General features: G+C 71.7%; 20 protein-coding genes. 2 read left to right on the top strand and 18 right to left on the bottom strand.

Annotated elements, in window-relative coordinates; all coding sequences use genetic code 11:
* Positions 1–60 precede the first annotated feature (60 nt).
* A complete protein-coding gene (fmt, locus tag OG764_RS28795) occupies positions 61–1,005 on the bottom strand; it encodes a methionyl-tRNA formyltransferase (RefSeq protein ID WP_328971336.1) in 945 nt (314 codons plus the stop codon).
* A gap of 237 nt (positions 1,006–1,242) precedes the next feature.
* Here fmt and OG764_RS28790 point away from each other — a divergent pair, with 237 nt between their 5' ends.
* Positions 1,243–1,776 (top strand): hypothetical protein, encoded by a 534-nt coding sequence (locus OG764_RS28790; protein WP_328971335.1) that lies wholly within the window; start codon positions 1,243–1,245, stop codon positions 1,774–1,776.
* 185 nt (positions 1,777–1,961) lie between these two features.
* On the opposite strand, the gene OG764_RS28785 is transcribed toward OG764_RS28790, so the two are convergent.
* The 14 genes from OG764_RS28785 to pyrR all read right to left on the bottom strand — a co-directional run bounded on the left by OG764_RS28785 (position 1,962) and on the right by pyrR (position 18,617).
* Positions 1,962–4,094 (bottom strand): primosomal protein N', encoded by a 2,133-nt coding sequence (locus tag OG764_RS28785; protein WP_328971334.1) that lies wholly within the window; start codon positions 4,092–4,094, stop codon positions 1,962–1,964.
* Positions 4,095–4,176: 82 nt separating this feature from the next.
* Complete coding sequence (metK, locus tag OG764_RS28780) at positions 4,177–5,385, bottom strand: methionine adenosyltransferase (RefSeq protein WP_328971333.1); 1,209 nt, start codon at positions 5,383–5,385, stop codon at positions 4,177–4,179.
* 253 nt (positions 5,386–5,638) lie between these two features.
* Positions 5,639–6,844 carry a bifunctional phosphopantothenoylcysteine decarboxylase/phosphopantothenate--cysteine ligase CoaBC gene (coaBC, locus tag OG764_RS28775; protein ID WP_328971332.1) on the bottom strand — a complete coding sequence of 402 codons (1,206 nt, stop codon included), beginning with the start codon at positions 6,842–6,844 and terminating at the stop codon, positions 5,639–5,641.
* Between the two features lie 94 nt (positions 6,845–6,938).
* Positions 6,939–7,211, bottom strand: a complete 273-nt coding sequence (gene rpoZ, locus OG764_RS28770) for a DNA-directed RNA polymerase subunit omega (RefSeq protein ID WP_165334086.1) — start codon at positions 7,209–7,211, stop codon at positions 6,939–6,941.
* Between the two features lie 28 nt (positions 7,212–7,239).
* Positions 7,240–7,803: a guanylate kinase gene (gene gmk, locus OG764_RS28765; protein ID WP_328971331.1), complete on the bottom strand. Its 564-nt coding sequence runs from the start codon at positions 7,801–7,803 to the stop codon at positions 7,240–7,242.
* 61 nt (positions 7,804–7,864) lie between these two features.
* On the bottom strand, positions 7,865–8,188 hold the full coding sequence (locus OG764_RS28760; protein WP_328971330.1) for an integration host factor: 324 nt from the start codon (positions 8,186–8,188) through the stop codon (positions 7,865–7,867).
* Positions 8,189–8,581: 393 nt separating this feature from the next.
* Positions 8,582–9,424 (bottom strand): orotidine-5'-phosphate decarboxylase, encoded by an 843-nt coding sequence (pyrF, locus tag OG764_RS28755; RefSeq protein ID WP_328971329.1) that lies wholly within the window; start codon positions 9,422–9,424, stop codon positions 8,582–8,584.
* Positions 9,421–10,530 carry a quinone-dependent dihydroorotate dehydrogenase gene (locus tag OG764_RS28750; RefSeq protein ID WP_328971328.1) on the bottom strand — a complete coding sequence of 370 codons (1,110 nt, stop codon included), beginning with the start codon at positions 10,528–10,530 and terminating at the stop codon, positions 9,421–9,423. Before OG764_RS28750 ends, pyrF begins: the two co-directional genes overlap by 4 nt.
* 80 nt (positions 10,531–10,610) lie before the next feature.
* On the bottom strand, positions 10,611–13,928 hold the full coding sequence (gene carB / locus OG764_RS28745; protein ID WP_328971327.1) for a carbamoyl-phosphate synthase large subunit: 3,318 nt from the start codon (positions 13,926–13,928) through the stop codon (positions 10,611–10,613).
* A complete protein-coding gene (carA, locus tag OG764_RS28740; RefSeq protein WP_328971326.1) occupies positions 13,921–15,081 on the bottom strand; it encodes a glutamine-hydrolyzing carbamoyl-phosphate synthase small subunit in 1,161 nt (386 codons plus the stop codon). Before carA ends, carB begins: the two co-directional genes overlap by 8 nt.
* Complete coding sequence (locus OG764_RS28735; RefSeq protein WP_328971325.1) at positions 15,078–15,659, bottom strand: PH-like domain-containing protein; 582 nt, start codon at positions 15,657–15,659, stop codon at positions 15,078–15,080. Before OG764_RS28735 ends, carA begins: the two co-directional genes overlap by 4 nt.
* Positions 15,656–16,942, bottom strand: a complete 1,287-nt coding sequence (locus tag OG764_RS28730) for a dihydroorotase (protein WP_328971324.1) — start codon at positions 16,940–16,942, stop codon at positions 15,656–15,658. The genes OG764_RS28735 and OG764_RS28730 overlap by 4 nt, the downstream gene beginning before the upstream one ends.
* On the bottom strand, positions 16,939–17,931 hold the full coding sequence (locus OG764_RS28725) for an aspartate carbamoyltransferase catalytic subunit (RefSeq protein WP_328971323.1): 993 nt from the start codon (positions 17,929–17,931) through the stop codon (positions 16,939–16,941). The genes OG764_RS28730 and OG764_RS28725 overlap by 4 nt, the downstream gene beginning before the upstream one ends.
* A 113-nt stretch (positions 17,932–18,044) precedes the next feature.
* On the bottom strand, positions 18,045–18,617 hold the full coding sequence (gene pyrR / locus OG764_RS28720; RefSeq protein WP_328971322.1) for a bifunctional pyr operon transcriptional regulator/uracil phosphoribosyltransferase PyrR: 573 nt from the start codon (positions 18,615–18,617) through the stop codon (positions 18,045–18,047).
* Positions 18,618–18,922: 305 nt separating this feature from the next.
* On the opposite strand from pyrR, the gene bldD reads away from it, so the two are divergent.
* The gene (gene bldD, locus OG764_RS28715) at positions 18,923–19,423 is read left to right on the top strand and encodes a transcriptional regulator BldD (RefSeq protein WP_226733476.1); all 501 of its coding nucleotides are present in this window, start codon (positions 18,923–18,925) and stop codon (positions 19,421–19,423) included.
* A 166-nt stretch (positions 19,424–19,589) separates the two neighbouring features.
* Here bldD and nusB read toward each other — a convergent pair whose 3' ends face one another.
* From nusB to OG764_RS28700, 3 genes are read right to left on the bottom strand one after another with little or no spacing between them, the layout of a single operon-like run.
* Positions 19,590–20,021, bottom strand: a complete 432-nt coding sequence (gene nusB / locus OG764_RS28710) for a transcription antitermination factor NusB (RefSeq protein ID WP_328971321.1) — start codon at positions 20,019–20,021, stop codon at positions 19,590–19,592.
* A gap of 2 nt (positions 20,022–20,023) precedes the next feature.
* A complete protein-coding gene (efp, locus tag OG764_RS28705) occupies positions 20,024–20,590 on the bottom strand; it encodes an elongation factor P (protein ID WP_328971320.1) in 567 nt (188 codons plus the stop codon).
* Positions 20,591–20,640: 50 nt separating this feature from the next.
* Positions 20,641–21,753: a M24 family metallopeptidase gene (locus tag OG764_RS28700; RefSeq protein ID WP_328971319.1), complete on the bottom strand. Its 1,113-nt coding sequence runs from the start codon at positions 21,751–21,753 to the stop codon at positions 20,641–20,643.
* Positions 21,754–21,763 lie beyond the last annotated feature (10 nt).

Raw genomic sequence — 21,763 nt, 5'->3', positions numbered from 1 at the left:
CGCTGAGGAATGGGAAAGGTGGAGGCGATCGGGCGAGGGTGACGAGGAGGTGGCGCCCTCTCAGCGTACGTCGGCCGCGCCGAGCCGCTCACCAGGGGCGATCCGCACGCCGCGGGCCCAGTCGGCGCCGCGCATCGGCTTCTTGCCCTGCGGCTGCACCCACACCAGTTCCACGGCGTGCGAGCCGGTCCCGACATGGACGCTGTTCTTGGCGGGGGCGAGCTCGCCGGGCGCCAGGTCGCCGCGCGCCGGGTCCAGGGCGACCTGGATCAGCTTGAGGCGCTCGCCGCGGAAGACGGTCCAGGCGCCGGGGGCCGGGGTGCAGCCGCGGACCACCCGGTCGGCGCGCAGCGCCGGGGCCCGCCAGTCCACGAGGGCGTCCTCGACGGTGATCTTCGGGGCGAGGGAGACGCCGTCGGCGGGCTGCGGCTCGGCGCGCAGGGTGCCGTCCTCGATGCCGTCCATGGTGGCGGCGAGCAGTCCGGAGCCGGCGAACGCCAGCCGGGTCAGCAGGTCGCCGCTGGTGTCGGTCGGGCGGACGTGCTCGGTCAGCACCCCGTACACCGGGCCGGTGTCCAGGCCCTCCTCGATGAGGAAGGTGGACGCTCCGGTGAGCTCGTCGCCCGCCATGATCGAGTGCTGCACGGGCGCGGCTCCGCGCCAGGCCGGCAGCAGCGAGAAGTGCAGGTTGACCCAGCCGTGCACGGGGATGTCGAGGGCGGCCTTCGGGATCAGCGCGCCGTAGGCGACCACCGGGCAGCAGTCGGGGGCGATCTCGGCCAGCCGGGCCAGGAACTCCGGGTCGCGCGGCCGGACGGGCTTGAGGACCTCGATGCCGGCCTCTTCGGCGCGCTCGGCCACGGGGCTGGCGACCAGGCGGCGGCCGCGGCCGGCGGGGGCGTCGGGCCGGGTGACGACCGCGGCGACCTCGTGACGGCCGGAGGCGATCAGGGCGTCCAGGGCGGGGACAGCCACCTCGGGGGTGCCTGCGAAGACGAGCTTCACCGGTGTGTTACCTCGCTATCTCGGGTGGCTGCGACAGACAGCCCCCCAGTCTAGGGGCCGCCCGGGCGTCTCTCACCCGGGGGGCGTACGCACATCCGCGCGCCTCTCGCATATGCCGACACGCCCCCAGGGCGTGACCACATCGGCGCATCGAGCGTTGGTCAAGAGAGATTGACCGAATCGGGTCGCATTGCGCTGCGGCCCGTCCGTTTCGACGCCGGTTCGAGAGGCTTGTAAATGGCCGACCACGCCACCCACGACGCCCAAGCGCGGGCCAGCCTGCATCTACTGGTGCGGGACATCGAGCGGGTCCGCCGGCAGGTGGATGCTCTGCGTACGCTCACCGCCCAGCTCGGCAACGTGTACCGCCCACGCCGCTCCGGCCCCTCCACGGGCTTCGTCGTGTACGGCCGGGCCCCCGCGCCCACCGTCCGCCTCGCGCAGGAACTGCGGGACAGTGTCGAGACGCTCGTCACCGCCGCCGTGGACTTCGACCGTTCGCTCGGCTTCTCCTGGGACGCGGTGGGGTCCGCCCTCGGCGTGACCAAGCAGGCCGTGCACCGGCGGTACGGGGCGCGCCGCGCCGGGGCCGCGGGCACGGCGACGGCGGAGGCCGAACCGCTGGCCGAGGGCACCACGACGCGGACCCTGAGCATGCCGACCGTGCCCGCCGCCCGGGCGATGCCGCCGCAGCCGACCTCGGGCAGCCAGTCGCTGCGCGAGGAAGCAGCCGCCCGCACCGGAGCCTTCCCCGGCCCCCGCACCGGCTGACTCCCGAAATCACTGCCCTGCAGGGCCTTCCCCTCCCTGCAGGGCAGTCCCCTGTCCCCTGCCCTCAGGCCCCGGCCAAAACCCGGGCCCGCCTGGGGGCACCCTGGACGGAGTCCGGGGGAGTTTGGGGCGCGGGGTCTGGGGCGGAGCCCCAGAGGTCGACCCCGCCCCGCCGGGCAGCCGGCTCAGCCGATGTCGAGCGGGTCGATCCGGACCCGCAACGGCTCCGCAGGACCCCGCGCGAGCCGCGCCGCCTGCGCCGCCTTGAGCGAGGCGGCGAGCGCCGCCCCACTCCCCGGCGGCACCCGGATCAACGCCCTCTCCCCCACATCCGCCACCCCCCGCCGCGCGGGCACCGGCACCGGCCCCAACACCTCCGCGTCGCCGGGCAACCGCACCGTCGCGAGGAACTCGGCGAGCGGCTCGGCCGCCCCGGCCACCGAAGCCATCCGGGACACCGGCGGGAAGCCCAGCTCCGCCCGCTCGGCCAGCTCCCGCACCGCGTGCCCGACCGGGTCCCAGCGGACCAGTGCCTGCACCGGCCGCAGCGTGGCCTCCGCGACGATCACCACGGTGCCGCCCGCGTCCTGGCCGCGTACCAGCGACGCCGCGCCGATCCAGCGGCGCAGCGCCTCCTCCGCGGCGCGCAGGTCGGGGCGCCCCAGCATGGCCCAGCCGTCGAGCAGCAGCGCGGCCGCGTAGCCCGCGCCCTCGGCGACCGGCTCGGCCCCGGGCGTGCTCACCACCAGGGCGGGCCGGTCCGGCACCGTGTCGAGGACGTGGTCACGGCCCGAGGTGCGCACCGGCACCGCGGGGAAGGCCCGTCCGAGCTCCTCGGCGGTGCGCCGGGCGCCCACCACCTGGGCCCGCAGCCGTACCGATCCGCAGGTCTCGCAGTGCCACGAGTGCTCGGGCCGGCCGCACCAGCCGCAGTGCAGCTCGCGTTCGTCGGGCGCTTCCAGCGGTCCGGCGCAGTGCCGGCACCGGGCGGGGGTCCGGCAGCGCTCGCAGGCCAGCCGCGGCACGTACCCGCGCCGGGGCACCTGGACGAGCACCGGCCCGGACTTCAGGCCTTCCCGTACGGCCTCCCAGGCCAGGCTGGGGAGGCGGGCGGCGCGCGCGGCCGCGTCCCGGCCGAGGTCGTCGTCGCCGACCGTCCGGATCCGCGGGGCGGCCGACCGTACCTGCGCGCGGTCGGCGGCCAGCGGGCGCGCCCAGCCGGACTCCACCAGCTGGGCGGCCTCCACGGTGCAGCTCGTGGAGCCCAGCAGGAACGCGCATCCGTCGTGCGCGGCGCGCAGTTCGAGGACCTCCCGGACGTGCGGGAAGGGCGCGTGGTCGTCGCCGTGGCTGGAGTCGCCGTCGTCCCAGACGGCCACCAGGCCGAGGTCCCGTACGGGCGCGAACATGGCCGCGCGGGTGCCGATCACGGCCCGCACCGAGCCCCGGTGCACGGCGAGCCACTGGCGGTAGCGCTTCTCGGGGCCGGACTCGGCGGTCAGGACGGCGTGCCGGCCGGCGTCCAGCAGCGCGGTCAGGGCCGCGTCGAGCCGGGCCACGGAGCGGCCGTCCGGCAGTACGGCGAGCGCGCCGCGTCCGGCGGCCAGGGTCGCGGCCATCGCCCGGGCGAGCTCGTCGGCCCAGCCCGGTCCGGGCAGCGCGGTCCACACGGCGCGCGGGTTCGCGCCGCCCGCCAGAGCGCGCAGGAAGGCGGGTCCGGAGGGGTAGCGCTGCCAGCCGCCGGGCTCGGGTGCGGCCGGCGGCGGCAGCGGGTCCGGCGAGGGCTTCGACTCGGCTTTCGCGTTGCGCGGCGGCACCGCGAGCTGGAGCACGTCGGCGAGGCTGCCCGCGTACCGGTCGGCGACGGCCCGGGTGAGCGCGAGCATCCGGGGGCTGAGGACCGGCTCGGGCGAGACGACGTGGGCGAGGGCGGCGAGCGGGCCGTTGTAGTCCGTGTCGGCGCGGCGCTCCACGAGGAAGCCGTCGATCAGGCCGCCGCCCTCGCGGCGGCCCTCGCGGACGTGGTGGGCGCCGGCGCCGAAGCGGACGCGGACGCGGACGCCGGGCTGGGCCGCCTCGTCGAGGTCGGCGGGGACGGCGTAGTCCCACAGCTGGTCGAGGTGGAGCACGCCCTTGTTGACGAGGATCCGGGCGACGGGGAGGTGTTCGGCCAGCGCGGCGCCCCGCCAGGTCCGCGGTTTGGCCTTGGGCGCGGCCTTGGCCTGGCGGACGGTCTCGCGGATCAGCGCCAGCTGCTCGGGCGGACCGCCCGGACGGCCGTCGCCGGACCCTTGTTCGGACTCGTTCGCGCTGCTCACACCCGCATTCTTACCAAACGGCGCCGACAACGCCGTACGGCCCCGGACCTGAGGGGTCCGGGGCCGTACGGGGCAGATCGTCTTACAGACCGGCGGCGGCGCGCAGGGCGTCGACGCGGTCCTTGCGCTCCCAGGTGAAGTCCGGCAGCTCGCGGCCGAAGTGGCCGTAGGCGGCGGTCTGGGCGTAGATCGGGCGCAGCAGGTCGAGGTCGCGGATGATCGCGGCCGGGCGGAGGTCGAAGACCTCGCCGATGGCGTGCTCGATCTTGGCGACCTCGATCTTCTCGGTGCCGAAGGTCTCGACGAACAGGCCGACGGGCTCGGCCTTGCCGATGGCGTACGCGACCTGGACCTCGCAGCGCGAGGCGAGACCGGCGGCGACCACGTTCTTGGCGACCCAGCGCATCGCGTACGCGGCGGAGCGGTCGACCTTGGACGGGTCCTTGCCGGAGAACGCGCCGCCACCGTGGCGGGCCATGCCGCCGTACGTGTCGATGATGATCTTGCGGCCGGTGAGGCCGGCGTCGCCCATCGGGCCGCCGATCTCGAAGCGCCCGGTCGGGTTCACGAGCAGGCGGTAGCCGTCGGTGTCCAGCTTGATGCCGTCCTCGACGAGCTGCTTGAGGACGTGCTCGACGACGAACTCGCGGATGTCGGGAGCGAGCAGCGAGTCCAGGTCGATGTCGGACGCGTGCTGCGAGGAGACGACCACGGTGTCGAGGCGGACGGCCTTGTCGCCGTCGTACTCGATGGTGACCTGGGTCTTGCCGTCGGGACGCAGGTACGGGATGGTCCCGTTCTTGCGGACCTCGGCGAGACGGCGGGAGAGCCGGTGCGCCAGGTGGATCGGCAGGGGCATCAGCTCGGGGGTCTCGTCGCAGGCGTAGCCGAACATGAGGCCCTGGTCGCCGGCGCCCTGCTTGTCGAGCTCGTCCTCGTCGCCCTCGACCCGCTTCTCGTACGCGGTGTCGACACCCTGGGCGATGTCCGGGGACTGCGCGCCGATGGACTCGGAGACGCCGCAGGAGGCGCCGTCGAAGCCCTTCTTGGAGGAGTCGTAGCCGATCTCGAGGATCTTCTCGCGGACCAGGGAGGCGATCGGCGCGTAGGCCTTGGTCGTCACCTCGCCCGCGATGTGCACGAGACCCGTGGTGATGAGGGTCTCCACGGCAACGCGAGAGGTCGGGTCCTCGCGCAGCAGTGCGTCGAGGATCGTGTCGCTGATCTGGTCAGCGATCTTGTCGGGGTGGCCCTCGGTCACGGACTCCGAGGTGAACAGGCGGCGGGACACATCGCTCCCTGGGGTTGCAGCGGCTGCTGGCTGATCATTTGACGGCACCGTACCGGAGGCTGCTCCCGGCCTGGTCCCACGTTCAGTTTATCGGTCACTGCCGTGCACCGGACCACGCGTCTCGCCTGATGGGAGCGCTGTGACCTGCGGCACTCCATTCTGGCCCACCCGCAACGCGCTGAACAAGGGCCGCCGTGCGGGGCGCGCCGCCCGGCGGCCCCACTGCGGCGACTCCGCCAACTGCCTGTTCGATTCAGGCAAGTCGGGGGGCGACGAGGTCCCAGACGGTGTCGGCGAGGTCTTCCTTGGGGCCGTAAGGAACAGGGGTCTCGGCGCCATCGGAACCAAGGATCACAGCTTCGTTTTCCTCTGATCCGAAAGTCTTGGATTCTCCGACCTCGTTGACCACCAGGAGGTCGCAGCCCTTGCGGCGCAGCTTGGCCCAGCCGTTGGCGAGCACGTGATCGGTCTCGGCGGCGAAGCCGACGACGACCTGTCCGGGGCGGGCCCGGTCGGCCGAGACCTCGGCCAGGATGTCCGGATTCCGTACGAGCGCGACCGGGGCCGGCTCCTCGCCGTCCTTCTTCTTGATCTTCCCTGTGACGTATTCGGCGGGCCGGAAGTCCGCGACGGCCGCGGCCATCACCACGGCGTCGGCGTCCGCGGCGGCCTTGAGGACCGCCTCGCGCAGCTGTACGGCGGTCCCGACGCGCACGACATCGGCGCCCGCCGGGTCGGGCAGGGCGGCGTTCGCCGACACCAGGGTGACCCTGGCCCCGCGCGCGACGGCCGTACGGGCCAGCGCGTAGCCCTGCTTGCCGGAGGACCGGTTGCCGAGGAAGCGGACCGGGTCGAGCGGCTCCCGGGTGCCGCCGGCGCTGATCACCACGTGCCGGCCGGCCAGGTCGCGCTCCGGCTGCGGCCCGCGCGCGAGGACCCGCCGGCAGATCTCGAAGATCTCCTCGGGGTCGGGCAGCCGGCCCTTGCCGGTGTCGACGCCGGTGAGGCGGCCGACGGCGGGCTCGATGACGATCGCGCCGCGGCGGCGCAGGGTGGCCACGTTCTCCCGGGTGGCGGGGTGCTCCCACATCTCGGTGTGCATGGCGGGGGCGAAGACCACCGGGCAGCGCGCGGTGAGCAGCGTGTTGGTGAGGAGGTCGTCCGCGAGGCCGTGGGCGGCCTTGGCGAGCATGTCCGCGGTCGCGGGCGCCACCACCACGAGGTCGGCGCCCTGGCCGATCCGTACGTGCGGGACCTCGTGGACGGTCTCCCAGACCTCGGTGGACGCCGGGTTGCCGGAGAGCGCAGCCCAGGTGGCCTCGCCGACGAAGTGCAGGGACGACGCGGTGGGCACCACGCGGACGTGGTGTCCGGACTCGGTCAGCCGCCGCAGCAGCTCACAGGCCTTGTAGGCGGCGATCCCGCCGCTGACACCCAGCACGACCTTCGGCTTGCCCACTGCATCTCCCGGACTCGACTCGTACCTACGACATGACACACCACAGGCCCGGCAGTGTCACTGCCGGGCCTGTCGCGAAGGAATCTGTGCCTGCTTACGTGGGCGGGGCCTCGATGGCCTCGGACGTGAGCAGACCCGCGTTGATCTCGCGGAGCGCGATCGAAAGCGGCTTCTCGTGGACGTGGGTGTCCACCAGCGGACCGACGTACTCCAGCAGGCCCTCACCGAGCTGCGAGTAGTACGCGTTGATCTGACGCGCCCGCTTGGCCGCGTAGATAACGAGGCTGTACTTCGAGTCCGTGGCCTCGAGCAGCTCGTCGATCGGCGGGTTGATGATGCCCTCGGGCGCGGTGATGGAAGAGGACACGCTCTACCTTCCGAAGATGGGTAAAAGATCAAACAACTTCCATCAAGGCTAGCAGCTCGCGTGCTACGTCCTCGACGGAGGTGTTGACAAGGGTGGTGTCGAACTCGGATTCGGCCGCGAGTTCGATCTTCGCGGCCGCCAGGCGGCGCTCGATGACCTCGGGGGCCTCGGTGCCGCGACCGGTGAGCCGGCGGACCAACTCGTCCCAGCTCGGCGGGGCCAGGAAGACCAGCTGGGCCTCCGGCATGGACTTCCGGACCAGCCGGGCGCCCTGCAAGTCGATCTCCAGCAACACCGGCTCGCCGTTTTCCAGGCGTTCCAGTACGGCGCTCCGGGGAGTGCCGTAGCGGTTGCCCGCGAACTCGGCCCACTCCAGCAGCTCGCCATTGGCGATCAGCTTGTCGAACTCGTCGTCGTTGACGAAGAAGTAGTGGACTCCGTGCCGCTCACCGGGCCGCGGCTTGCGGGTGGTGGCCGACACCGAGAGCCAGACCTCGGGGTGAACCTTGCGCATATGCGCGACGACCGTGCTCTTGCCCACCCCTGAGGGGCCGGAGAGCACGGTCAGCCGCGGACGAACCTCTGCTGCCATGAAGCGATTATCCCGGTTCTCGGGACTGCCCGAGAACACCGGACGAACTTCAGGCGGCGCTTCAGGCGCCGCCACCGCCGAACTCGCGCTCCAGGGAGGCGATCTGGTTGGAACCGAGACCTCGCACACGGCGGGACTCGGAGATGCCGAGACGTTCCATGAGCTGCTTGGCGCGGACCTTGCCCACGCCCGGCAGGGATTCCAGGAGCGCGGAGACCTTCATCTTGCCGATGACGTCGTTCTCCTGCCCCTGCTTGATGACCTCGTGCAGGGAGGCGCCGGAGTGCTTGAGTCGATTCTTCACCTCGGCCCGCTCCCGGCGAGCCGCGGCGGCCTTTTCGAGCGCGGCTGCGCGCTGTTCAGGGGTAAGGGGCGGAAGAGCCACGCCTACGTCACCTCGGATGTCGAACTGTCGGATACGGACCGGCGTGGACCTTCGCGGCACCTGGCGGAACTTTGGGGCACCACACCGGGCGAGCCTCCCAGCAGGAGATCTGCTCGTTGGCTCTGCGTCGGAGACTAGCGGCCAAGGCCGCTCCAGTCAGCGAGAACGAACGAAAAGTCCTGGTCAGCCTCTACCGAACCGTACATCACCGACAAAACACCCCGGTTTTGGCCGGGTAATTCGCCAAGTGGTGCGACCGGCGGACCCCGTCGGGTGCGCGAAGCCGCCGATCGGGTGGCTTCCGGGGCCATTGCGCAGGTCGCCGCGGCCGTGCGCGGGCGCGGCCGGGTTCCGTGAGCGAGGTCACACCCGGGCCGGCCCGCAGTACGTGCCTCAGGCGTCGGCGACGGCCTCGCGGATCTCTTCGGCGAAGGCGGCCGCCGAGGCGCGCAGGGCGGCGGCGTCCGGGCCGTGCCGGAGCACGCCGCGGGAGACGTTCGGCACCACGTTGCGCACGGCCGCGCCGAAGACGGCCGGGAGGTCGGCGGCCGTGGCGCCCTGGGCGCCGATGCCCGGGGCGAGCAGCGGCCCGTTGATGTCCAGGTCGAAGGAGGACAGGTCTCCGAGGGTGGCGCCGACCACCGCGCCGAAGGAGCCCATCGGGGCGGCGCCCGCGTTCTCCTCGGCCAGGTGGGCGAGCATGGTCGCACCGATGGTCCGGCCGTCCTCGCGCACGGCCCGCTGGACCTCGGCGCCCTCCGGGTTGGAGGTCAGGGCCAGCACGAACAGGCCCGCGCCCGACTCCCGGGCCAGGTCGACGGCCGGCTTGAGCGAGCCGTAGCCCAGGTAGGGCGAGACCGTCAGGGCGTCCGAGAACAGCGGGGAGTCCTTGCGCAGGAAGGTCTCGGCGTACGCGGCCATGGTGGAGCCGATGTCGCCGCGCTTGGCGTCCATGAGGACGAGGGTCCCGGCGGCGCGCGCGTCGGCGACGGTCCGCTCCAGCACGGCGACGCCGCGGGAGCCGAACCGCTCGAAGAAGGCGGCCTGCGGCTTGAAGACGGCGACCTGGTCGGCGAGGGCCTCCACCACCGTGCGGGAGAACCGCTCCAGGCCCGCGATGTCGTCGTTCAGGCCCCAGGAGGACAGCAGGGCGGCGTGCGGGTCGATGCCCACGCACAGCGGGCCGCGCTCGTCCATGGCGGAGCGCAGACGGGTGCCGAACGGTTCGAGGGTCACTTGGCGGCCTTTCGGGTCTCGGCGCCCACGGCTTCGGCGAGGGTCGCGTACGGGCTGGCGGCCAGGCGCGCGGCCAGGCCCTTGTGGAGAGAGCGGGCGTAGCAGGGGCCCTCGTAGATGAAGGCGCTGTAGCCCTGGACCAGCGTGGCGCCGGCCAGGATGCGCTGCCAGGCGTCCTCGGCGTTCTCGATGCCGCCGACGCCGACGAGGGTGAGGCGGTCGCCCACGCGGGCGTACAGGCGGCGCAGGACGGCCAGGGAGCGGTCCTTGACCGGGGCGCCGGAGAGCCCGCCGGCCTCCTTGACGAGCTCGGGCGCCGACTTCAGGCCCAGGCCCTCGCGGGCGATGGTGGTGTTGGTGGCGATGATGCCGTCCAGGCCCAGCTCCAGGGCGAGGTCCGCGACGGCGTCCACGTCCTCGTCCGCGAGGTCGGGGGCGATCTTGACCAGGAGCGGGACGCGGCGGTCGGTGACGGTGCGGTCGGCGGCCTCGCGCACGGCGGTCAGCAGCGGCCGCAGCGACTCCGTGGCCTGGAGGTTGCGCAGGCCCGGGGTGTTCGGCGAGGACACGTTGACGACGAGGTAGTCGGCGTGGGCGGCGAGGCGCTCGGTGGAGACCACGTAGTCGGCGGCGGCCTCCGCCTCCGGCACCACCTTGGTCTTGCCGATGTTGACGCCGACGACGGTCCTGAAGACCGGGCGGCGGGCGGCGAGGCGCTCGGCGACGGCGGCGGAGCCCTCGTTGTTGAAGCCCATGCGGTTGATCAGCGCACGGTCCGGGACGAGGCGGAACAGCCGCTTCTTGGGGTTGCCGGGCTGGGCCTGCCCGGTGACCGTGCCGATCTCGACGTGGTTGAAGCCGAGCATCGACATGCCGTCGATCGCGACGGCGTTCTTGTCGAAGCCGGCGGCGAGGCCGAAGGGGCTGTGGAAGCGCAGGCCCAGGGCCTCGGTGCGCAGCTCCTTGTGGCGGGGGGCGAGGTAGGCGGCGACGAAGGTGCGCAGCACCGGGACGGCGGCGGCCAGGCGGATCCAGCGGAAGGCCAGGTGGTGGGCCTCCTCGGGGTCCATCCGCTTGAAGACCAGGTTGAAGAAGAACTTGTACATCGTCCGAAATATCCCTTGTGCGGTCATGAAGAGGGGGACACCCGTTGGTCAACCGGTGTCCCCCTGCTTCGGACGGGCTGCTAGTCGCGGGCGGCGGTCAGGTGCTCCGCGTGCTCCTGGAGCGAGCGGACGCCCACGTCGCCGCGGTTGAGCGCGTCGATGCCCTGCACGGCGGCGGCGAGCGCCTGCACCGTGGTCAGGCACGGGACGCTGCGCGCCACGGCCGCCGTACGGATCTCGTAGCCGTCGAGGCGGCCACCCGTGCCGTACGGGGTGTTCACGATCAGGTCGACCTGACCGTCGTGGATCAGCTGGACGATGGTCTTCTCGCCGTCGGGGCCCTCGCCCTCGGACTGCTTGCGCACGACGGTGGCGTTGATGCCGTTGCGCTTGAGGACCTCGGCCGTGCCGGAGGTGGCCATCAGCTCGAAGCCGTGGGCGACCAGCTCGCGGGCCGGGAAGATCATCGAACGCTTGTCGCGGTTGGCGACCGAGAAGAAGACGCGGCCCTTGGTGGGCAGCGGGCCGTAGGCGCCGGCCTGCGACTTGGCGTACGCCGTGCCGAAGACCGAGTCGATGCCCATGACCTCGCCGGTGGAGCGCATCTCCGGGCCGAGGACGGTGTCGACGCCGCGGCCGTGGATGTCGCGGAAGCGCGACCACGGCATCACGGCCTCCTTGACGGAGATCGGCGCGTCGAGCGGCAGGGTGCCGCCGTCGCCGTTCCTCGGCAGCAGGCCCTCCTCGCGCAGTTCGGCGATGGTGGCGCCGAGGGAGATGCGGGCGGCGGCCTTGGCGAGCGGGACCGCGGTGGCCTTCGAGGTGAAGGGCACGGTGCGGGAGGCGCGCGGGTTGGCCTCCAGCACGTAGAGGATGTCGCCGGCCATCGCGAACTGGATGTTGATCAGTCCGCGGACGCCGACGCCCTTGGCGATGGCCTCGGTGGAGGCGCGCAGGCGCTTGATGTCGTAGCCGCCGAGGGTGATCGGGGGCAGCGCGCAGGCCGAGTCGCCGGAGTGGATGCCGGCTTCCTCGATGTGCTCCATGACGCCGCCGAGGTAGAGCTCGGTGCCGTCGTAGAGGGCGTCGACGTCGATCTCGATCGCGTCGTCGAGGAAGCGGTCGACCAGCACCGGGCGGGTCGGGGAGATCTCGGTGGACTCGGCGATGTACGACTCCAGCCGGGACTCGTCGTAGACGATCTCCATGCCGCGGCCGCCGAGCACGTACGAGGGGCGCACGAGGACCGGGTAGCCGATCTCGTCGGCGATGGCCTTCGCACCCGCGAACGTGGTGGCGGTGCCGTGCTTGGGGGCCGGCAGGCCGGCGTCGGCGAGGACCCGGCCGAACGCGCCGCGGTCCTCGGCGGCGTGGATGGCCTCCGGCGGGGTGCCGACGACCGGCACGCCGTTGTCCTTGAGGGCCTGGGCGAGACCCAGCGGGGTCTGGCCGCCGAGCTGGACGATGACGCCGGCGATCGGGCCGGCGAGCGACTCGGCGTGCACGATCTCCAGCACGTCCTCGAGCGTGAGCGGCTCGAAGTACAGGCGGTCGGAGGTGTCGTAGTCGGTGGAGACGGTCTCCGGGTTGCAGTTGACCATCACGGTCTCGTAGCCCGCGTCGCTGAGCGCGAAGGAGGCGTGGACGCAGGAGTAGTCGAACTCGATGCCCTGGCCGATGCGGTTCGGGCCGGAGCCCAGGATGATCACCGCGGGCTTCTCGCGCGGGGCGACCTCGGTCTCCTCGTCGTACGAGGAGTAGAAGTACGGGGTCTTCGCGGCGAACTCGGCGGCGCAGGTGTCGACCGTCTTGTAGACCGGGCGGACCCCGAGGGCGTGCCGGACCTCGCGGACGACGTCCTCGCGCAGGCCGCGGATCTCGGCGATCTGGGAGTCGGAGAAGCCGTGCCGCTTGGCCTCGGCGAGCAGCTCGGGGTGGAGCTTCTCGGCGGCCGCGAGGTCGTCCGCGATCTCCTTGATCAGGAAGAGCTGGTCGACGAACCAGGGGTCGATCTTCGTGGCGTCGAAGACCTCTTCCTGGGTGGCGCCGGCGCGGATGGCCTGCATGACGGTGTTGATGCGGCCGTCGGTCGGGCGGACCGCGGTGGCGAGCAGCTCCTCCTTCGACATGGTGGCGGTCGGGTCGCCGACGAAGGTGAACTGCGAGCCCTTCTTCTCCAGGGAGCGCAGGGCCTTCTGGAGGGCCTCGGTGAAGTTGCGGCCGATGGCCATGGCCTCGCCCACCGACTTCATGGTGGTGGTGAGGGTGGCGTCGGCGAGCGGGAACTTCTCGAAGGCGAAGCGCGGGGCCTTGACGACGACGTAGTCGAGGGTCGGCTCGAAGGAGGCCGGCGTCTTCTCGGTGATGTCGTTCGGGACCTCGTCCAGCGTGTAGCCGATGGCCAGCTTCGCGGCGATCTTGGCGATCGGGAAGCCGGTGGCCTTCGAGGCGAGCGCGGAGGAGCGGGAGACGCGCGGGTTCATCTCGATCACGATGACGCGGCCGTCGACCGGGTCGATCGCGAACTGGATGTTGCAGCCGCCGGTGTCGACGCCGACCTCGCGGATGATCGCGATGCCGATGTCGCGCAGCCGCTGGTACTCGCGGTCGGTCAGCGTCATCGCCGGCGCGACGGTGATCGAGTCGCCGGTGTGGACGCCCATCGGGTCGAAGTTCTCGATGGAGCAGACGACCACGACGTTGTCGGCCTTGTCGCGCATCAGCTCCAGCTCGTACTCCTTCCAGCCGAGGATGGACTCCTCCAGGAGCACCTCGGTGGTCGGGGAGAGCGTCAGGCCCTGGCCGGCGATGCGGCGCAGCTCGTCCTCGTCGTGGGCGAAGCCGGAGCCGGCGCCGCCCATGGTGAAGGAGGGGCGGACGACGACGGGGTAGCCGCCGAGGGTGTCGACGCCGGCGATGACCTCGTCCATCGTGTGGCAGATGACCGAGCGGGCGGACTCGCCGTAGCCGATCTTCGCCTTGACGGCCTCGACGACGCCCTTGAAGAGGTCGCGGTCCTCGCCCTTGTTGATGGCCTCGACGTTGGCGCCGATGAGCTCGACGTCGTACTTCTCCAGCACACCCTGCTCGTGCATGGAGATCGCGGTGTTGAGCGCGGTCTGGCCGCCGAGGGTGGGCAGGAGCGCGTCGGGGCGCTCCTTGGCGATGATCTTCTCGACGAACTCGGGGGTGATCGGCTCGACGTACGTGGCGTCGGCGATCTCCGGGTCGGTCATGATCGTCGCCGGGTTGGAGTTCACCAGGATGACCCGCAGGCCCTCGGCCTTGAGGATGCGGCAGGCCTGGGTGCCGGAGTAGTCGAACTCGGCGGCCTGGCCGATGACGATCGGACCGGAGCCGATGACCAGGACGGACTGGATATCGGTGCGCTTAGGCACGATCGGCCTCCATCTGGGCGGTGTCCATCAAAGACGTGAAGCGGTCGAAGAGGTAGGCGGCGTCGTGCGGGCCGGCCGCCGCCTCGGGGTGGTACTGGACGCTGAAGGCCGGCTGGTCGAGCAGCCGCAGGCCCTCCACCACGTCGTCGTTGAGGCAGACGTGGGAGACCTCGGCGCGGCCGAACGGGGTGTCGGACACCTTGTCCAGCGGGGCGTCGACGGCGAAGCCGTGGTTGTGCGCGGTGACCTCGACCTTGCCGGTCGTACGGTCCTGCACCGGCTGGTTGATGCCGCGGTGGCCGTACTTCAGCTTGTACGTGCCGAAGCCGAGCGCGCGGCCCAGGATCTGGTTGCCGAAGCAGATGCCGAAGAGCGGCGTCCTGCGCTCCAGCACGCCCTTCATCACGGAGACCGCGTGGTCGGCGGTGGCCGGGTCGCCGGGGCCGTTCGAGAAGAACACGCCGTCCGGGTTGACGGCGTAGACGTCCTCGACGGTGGAGGTGGCGGGGAGCACGTGCACCTCGATGCCGCGCTCGGCCATCCGGTGCGGGGTCATGCCCTTGATGCCCAGGTCGATCGCGGCGACGGTGAACTTCTTCTCGCCGATCGCGGGGACGACGTACGCCTCCTTGGTCGCGACCTCTGCGGAGAGGTCGGCGCCCTTCATCTGGGGCGCGTTCTGCACCTTGGCCAGCAGGGCCTCGTCCCGGACGCCCTTCCAGGCCTCGCCGGAGAAGATGCCGACGCGCATGGCGCCGCGCTCGCGCAGGTGGCGGGTGAGGGCGCGGGTGTCGATGCCGGAGATGCCGACGACGCCCTGGCGCTCCAGCTCCTCGTCGAGCGTGCGCTGGGAGCGCCAGTTCGAGGGGATGCGGGCGGGGTCGCGGACGACGTAGCCGCTCACCCAGATGCGGGAGGACTCGGGGTCCTCGTCGTTGACGCCGGTGTTGCCCACGTGCGGGGCGGTCATCACGACGACCTGGCGGTGGTACGACGGGTCGGTGAGGGTCTCCTGGTAGCCGGTCATGCCGGTGGAGAACACGGCCTCGCCGAAGGTCTCCCCCACGGCCCCGTAGGCGCGGCCGCGGAAGATCCGGCCGTCCTCCAGGACGAGTACGGCGGGAGCTTTCGCTCCCCTGGTGGAGGTCGTCATCGTTCGGCGCCTTCCGTCGTGATGGATTGGTTCATGAGATTGATGGCCTCGACCCAGGCGGCGTGCTCGGCCGCCCGGTCGGAGCGGAATCCGGAGTCGATCAGCTTGTCGCCGTGCGCCCAGGTGACGACGAGCAGACCGCCCTCGGTGAGTACCTTGCCCGCGATTCCCTTGTCGAGGCGGGCGCCGCGCAGCTGCGCGGCCGGTACGAAGAAATCGGTGGCCCCCGGCCGCACCACGTCCAGGCCCGCGTCGGTGAGCGTCAGCTCCACCCGGCTGCGGATGCCCAGGCCGTGCGCCACGATCCGGTCCAGCCACTGGCCGGCCGTCGTGGACCCGTGGTACCGGCCGGTGAGGGCCAGCCGGTGCGCGGGGAGTCCGTCCGGCGCGACGGGCAGCTCGGGCAGGTCGCCCTGGAGCGCGCCGCGCCATTTCCAGCCTTGCCGCATCAGCCAGTACACGAAGGCGATGAAGACGACCAGACCGAGCACCCACGCGATGCGGGCGCCGAAGTCGGTCACTTCCGCCGACTGCCGTCCGGCGGCCTCTGCGGCCAGTTGGATTACTGCAGGTGTCACGCCAGCTTCCCGTCCACGACCGTTGCCCGGCCCCGCAGGAAGGTGTGAGTGACGCGACCCGGCAGCTCACGGCCCTCGTAAGGCGTGTTGCGGCTGCGGGAGGCGAAGTGTGCGGGGTCCACGACACCACGGTACGAGGTATCGACCAAGGTCAGGTTCGCGGGTTCACCTGCCGAGACGGGACGTCCATGGTTGTCGAGCCGGCCGATGCGCGCGGGGGCGAAGGACATCCGCTCCGCGACGCCCGCCCAGTCGAGCAGGCCGGTCTCGACCATCGTCTGCTGGACCACGGCGAGCGCGGTCTCCAGGCCCACCATGCCCATGGCGGCGGCGGCCCACTCGCAGTCCTTGTCCTCGTGCGGGTGCGGGGCGTGGTCGGTGGCGACGATGTCGATCGTGCCGTCGGCGAGCGCCTCGCGCAGGGCCATGACGTCGCGCTCGGTGCGCAGCGGCGGGTTGACCTTGTAGACCGGGTTGTACGAGCGGACCATCTCGTCGGTGAGGAGGAGGTGGTGCGGGGTGACCTCGGCGGTCACGTCGATGCCGCGGGACTTGGCCCAGCGGACGATCTCGACGGAGCCGGCGGTCGAGAGGTGGCAGATGTGCACGCGGGAGCCGACGTGCTCGGCGAGCAGGACGTCGCGGGCGATGATCGACTCTTCGGCGACGGCGGGCCAGCCGCCGAGGCCGAGCTCGGCGGAGACGACGCCCTCGTTCATCTGGGCGCCCTCGGTGAGGCGGGGCTCCTGGGCGTGCTGGGCGACGACGCCGCCGAAGGCCTTCACGTACTCCAGGGCGCGGCGCATGATGACCGCGTCGTGGACGCACTTGCCGTCGTCGGAGAACACCTTCACGCCGGCGGCCGACTCGTGCATGGCGCCGAGCTCGGCGAGCTGCTTGCCCTCCAGGCCGACCGTGACGGCGCCGATGGGCTGGACGTCGCAGTAGCCGTGCTCCTGGCCGAGGCGGTAGACCTGCTCGACGACGCCGGCGGTGTCGGCGACGGGGAACGTGTTGGCCATGGCGAACACGGCGGTGTAGCCGCCGCTCGCGGCGGCGCGGGTGCCGGTCAGGACGGTCTCGGAGTCCTCGCGGCCCGGCTCGCGCAGGTGGGTGTGGAGGTCGACCAGGCCCGGCAGCAGCACCCGGCCGGCGGCGTCGATGACCTCGGCACCCTCGGCGGACAGGTTCGTGCCGACCTCCGCGATGGTCTCGCCGTCGATCAGGACGTCCTGCGCCTCGCCACCGAGAACCTGCGCGCCACGGATCAGGATCTTGCTCATGATTGCTTGGTCTCCTCGGTGCGGGGCGTGCTGGTGGTGGTGACGGCGGGCTCGGAGCCGCCCAGGAGCAGGTAGAGCACGGCCATCCGGATGGACACGCCGTTGGCGACCTGCTCGATGACCGTGCAGCGGTCGGAGTCGGCGACCTCGGCGGTGATCTCCATGCCGCGGACCATCGGGCCGGGGTGCATCACGATGGCGTGCTCGGGCATCCGCGCCATGCGCTGGCCGTCGAGGCCGTAGCGCCGCGAGTACTCGCGCTCGGTCGGGAAGAAGGCGGCGTTCATCCGCTCACGCTGCACACGCAGCATCATCACCGCGTCCGACTTCGCCAGCACCTCGTCGAGGCCGTACGAGATCTCGCAGGGCCAGGTCTCGACGCCCACCGGGACCAGCGTCGGCGGGGCCACCAGGGTGACCTCGGCGCCGAGGGTGTGCAGCAGGTCGACGTTGGAGCGGGCCACCCGGCTGTGCAGCACGTCGCCGACGATGGTGATGCGCTTGCCGGCGAGGTCCTGGCCGAGTGCGTCCTTGCCGACCAGGCGGCGGCGCATGGTGAAGGCGTCGAGGAGGGCCTGCGTGGGGTGCTGGTGGGTGCCGTCGCCCGCGTTGATGACGGGCGCGTCGATCCAGCCGGAGGTCGCGAGCCGGTAGGGGGCTCCGGAGGCGCCGTGCCGGATGACCACGGCGTCGACGCCCATGGCCTCCAGGGTCTGGGCGGTGTCCTTCAGGGACTCGCCCTTGGAGACGCTGGAGCCCTTGGCCGCGAAGTTGATGACGTCGGCCGACAGGCGCTTCTCGGCGGCCTCGAAGGAGATCCGGGTGCGGGTCGAGTCCTCGAAGAAAAGGTTGCAGATCGTACGGCCGCGCAGGGTGGGCAGCTTCTTGATCGGCCGGTCCGCGATCCGGGCCATCTCCTCGGCGGTGTCGAGGATGAGGACGGCGTCGTCGCGCGTGAGGTCGGCGGCCGAGATGAGGTGGCGCTTCATCTGGGTGCTCCGGGGGTAGTGGAGGGCAGCTGGGGTGCGGGCGGGCAGGCTTCGGCGCGGACCCTGCGTCCGGCCGGCCGGGGGCCGGGGAGCGGGTCCCTTGCTCGTGCGGGCTACTGCCCGGCGGCCGGTTCGGTCCGCTGGCCGAGCAGCACGGCGTCGCGGCCGTCCTCCTCCTGGACCAGGACCTTGACGGTCTCCCGCAGCGACGTGGGGAGGTTCTTGCCGACGTAGTCGGCGCGGATCGGCAGTTCGCGGTGGCCGCGGTCGACGAGGACGGCGAGCTGCACCGCGCGCGGGCGGCCGATGTCGCCGAGCGCGTCGAGGGCGGCGCGGATGGTGCGGCCGGAGAACAGCACGTCGTCGACGAGGACGACGAGGCGGCCGTCGAGGTCGTCACCGGGGATCTCGGTGCGGCCGATGGCACGGGCCGGCTTCATCCGCAGATCGTCGCGGTACATGGTGATGTCGAGGGAACCGACCGGGATCTTCGAGCCGGTGATCTCTTCGAGCTTGGCGGCGATCCGGCGGGCGAGGAAGACGCCCCGCGTCGGGATGCCGAGGAGCACCACGTCGTCGGCGCCCTTGGCGCGCTCGACGATCTCGTGGGCGATACGGGTCAGTACCCGTGCGATGTCGGAAGCCTCGAGGACGGGGCGGGCCGCATCGGAAGTCTGGGTGTCCATGAGAAACGGACCTCCTTCTCCGCCTCACGGGACGGACCTTAAAGGACGTCGGATGTACGCCCGACACATTAGCAGGCGCGAGGAGGCGGACGCTCACCCGAGGGCGGGTCGGGGTCGGCTCGGAGACCGCTCGGGGACTGCCGGGGAGCTCGTCGGGCGCCGCTTCGGGGCCCCGCCGGCGGGTCCCCCGGGGAGGCGGGATGAAGACCATTCGGCTTGACGCATCCACGTAACGCTGCGTAACCTCACAGTGAGTTACCAGCCGCGCGGCGGAGCCGCACGTCGACACAGCGTCCGGGAGCCTTATGTCCAGCGAATACGCCAAACAGCTCGGGGCCAAGCTCCGCGCCATCCGCACCCAGCAGGGCCTTTCCCTCCACGGTGTCGAGGAGAAGTCCCAGGGCCGCTGGAAGGCGGTGGTGGTCGGTTCGTACGAGCGCGGAGACCGTGCGGTCACGGTTCAGCGCCTGGCCGAGCTGGCGGACTTCTACGGGGTGCCGGTGCAGGAACTGCTGCCGGGCACGACTCCGGGCGGAGCGGCCGAGCCGCCGCCGAAGCTGCGCCTGGACCTGGAGCGCCTCGCCCACGTCCCCGCGGAGAAGGCCGGCCCGCTCCAGCGGTACGCCGCCACGATCCAGAGCCAGCGCGGTGACTACAACGGCAAGGTCCTCTCGATCCGCCAGGACGACCTGCGCACCCTCGCGGTCATCTACGACCAGTCGCCCTCGGTCCTGACCGAGCAGCTCATCAGCTGGGGCGTGCTGGACGCGGACGCCCGCCGTGCGGTCGCGCACGAGGAGATCTGAGCAAGACCTGCAGAAACGTGCCGCCGGGGGCGGTGGGGCCCGTAGAGGGCTTCCACCGCCCCCGGCGGCTTTTCGCTGCCCGGACGGCCGCGTCCGGGAACGCGGAAGGGCCCGTAGCGCGCAGTGCGCTACGGGCCCTTCCGCATGCGGCCTTCACCCGTTCGGGCTATTCGCCCCGACGGAGGCTCGGCTTGAGGTCCTTGAAGCGGCCGAGCAGGCCGTTCACGAACGTCGGGGAGTCGTCGGTGGAGAACTCCTTGGCGAGCTGGACCGCCTCGTCGATGGCCACGGCGTCCGGGGTCTCGTCGACCCAGATCAGCTCGTAGGCACCCAGGCGCACGATGTTCCGGTCCACGACCGGCATCCGGTCGAGGTCCCAGTCCACCGCGTAGGTGTGGATGAGGTCGTCGATGCGGTCCACCTTGTCGGCGTACCCCTCGACCAGGTCCATGGTGAACGCGTTCACCGGCGGCTGCCGGTCGTCCGACCGGGAGTGGCGGATCCAGTCCGCGAGGACGTCCCGCACGGGTACCCCGCGCTGGTCGGCCTCGAACAGGATCTGGAAGGCGCGCTTGCGCGCGTTGCTCCGGGCAGCCACGGTTAGCTGTTCACCCGGCCGAGGTAGTCGCTGGTGCGGGTGTCGACCTTGACCTTCTCACCGGTGGTGATGAAGAGCGGGACCTGGATCTCGTAACCGGTCTCCAGGGTGGCGGGCTTGGTGCCGCCGGTGGAGCGGTCGCCCTGGACGCCCGGGTCGGTGTGCTGGATGACCAGCTCGACGGCGGCCGGGAGCTCGACGTAGAGCACCTCGCCCTCGTGCTGCGCGACCGAGGCGGTGAAGCCCTCGATCAGGAAGTTCGCGGCGCTGCCGACGGCCTTGCGGTCGACCATCAGCTGGTCGTAGGTGCCCATGTCCATGAAGACGAAGTACTCGCCGTCCATGTAGGAGAACTGCATGTCGCGGCGGTCGATGGTGGCCGTGTCGACCTTCACACCGGCGTTGAAGGTCTTGTCGACGACCTTGCCGGACAGCACGTTCTTGAGCTTGGTGCGCACGAAGGCCGGGCCCTTGCCGGGCTTGACGTGCTGGAACTCGACGACGGACCAGAGCTGGCCCCCGTCGAGCTTGAGCACCATGCCGTTCTTGAGGTCGTTCGTGGAAGCCACGGTTGCCAAATCTCCTGGACTGAAAGACCACGGGTGCGCGCTCAGCAAAGCTAGAGCGCGAGCAGCTCCTTGGTCGTAATGGTGAGTAGCTCGGGTCCGCCGTCCGCCTCGGGGCGTACGACGAGCGTGTCAACGATCCGGACGCCGCCCCGGCCCGGGAGGTGTACTCCCGGTTCGACGGTGACCGGCACGCAAGCGTCCAGTTTACCCATTGCGGCAGGTGCCAACTGCGGGTCCTCCTGGATTTCGAGTCCGACGCCGTGTCCCACCAACGGCGGAAGGGCCTCGCCGTGGCCCCCGGAGTCGACCACCTGCCGGGCCGCGTGGTCCACATCGCGGTACGCGGCGCCCGGCGCGAGCGCTTCGCGGCCCGCCCGTTGGGCCGCGAAGACCAGGTCGTACAGCTCGATCTGCCAGTCGGCGGGAGTGGTCCCGATGACGAACGTACGGCCGATCTCGCACCGGTAGCCGCGGTAGTTCGCGCCCAGGCACACCGACAGGAAATCACCCTCTTCGACCCGCCGGTCGGTGGGGCGGTGACGCTGCCGGCCGGAGTGCGGGCCGGTGCCCACGGAGGTGGGGAAGGCCGGGCCGTCCGCGCCGTGGTCGACGAGCCGCCGTTCCAGTTCCAGCGCCAGATGGCGTTCGGTCCGGCCCACGAGGATCGACTCCAGCAGTTCGCCCAGCGCCTGGTCGGCGATCTCCGCGGCGATCCGCAGGCAGGCGATCTCCTCCTCGTCCTTGACCAGCCGCTGCTGCTCGACCGCGTGCCCGAGGTCGGCCAGGCGCAGCCGGGGCGCCACCGAGCCGATGGCGCGGTGCCGCACCACGGTCAGGTGGTGTTCCTCGACGGCCAGCGAGTCCGCGCGGGCGCCCGCCGCCGTGTCGGCCGCGGCCACCGCCGGGTCGCCGTCCGCGGCGGGCAGCACGGCGCAGCGCAGGTGTTCGTCCAAGCGGCCCTCGTCGGGCTCTCCGGTCGGGGGCTCGGCGCAGAACAGCACGTCGTCGCCGGGCCCGGGTCCGACCAGCAGCACCGCGCCGTGCGGGGCGGCGCCGGTGAGGTAACGGACGTTCGACGGGCGCGAGATGAGCGCGGCCGCGTTGCCCGCGGCGGCACAGCGGTCTCGGAGCAGGCCACGACGGGCCGCGTACACCTCTGACATGCATCGAGCG

This window comes from Streptomyces sp. NBC_00239, assembly GCF_036194065.1.
Classification (GTDB): Bacteria; Actinomycetota; Actinomycetes; order Streptomycetales; family Streptomycetaceae; genus Streptomyces.
This window is presented reverse-complemented; position numbering and strand designations above follow the sequence as displayed.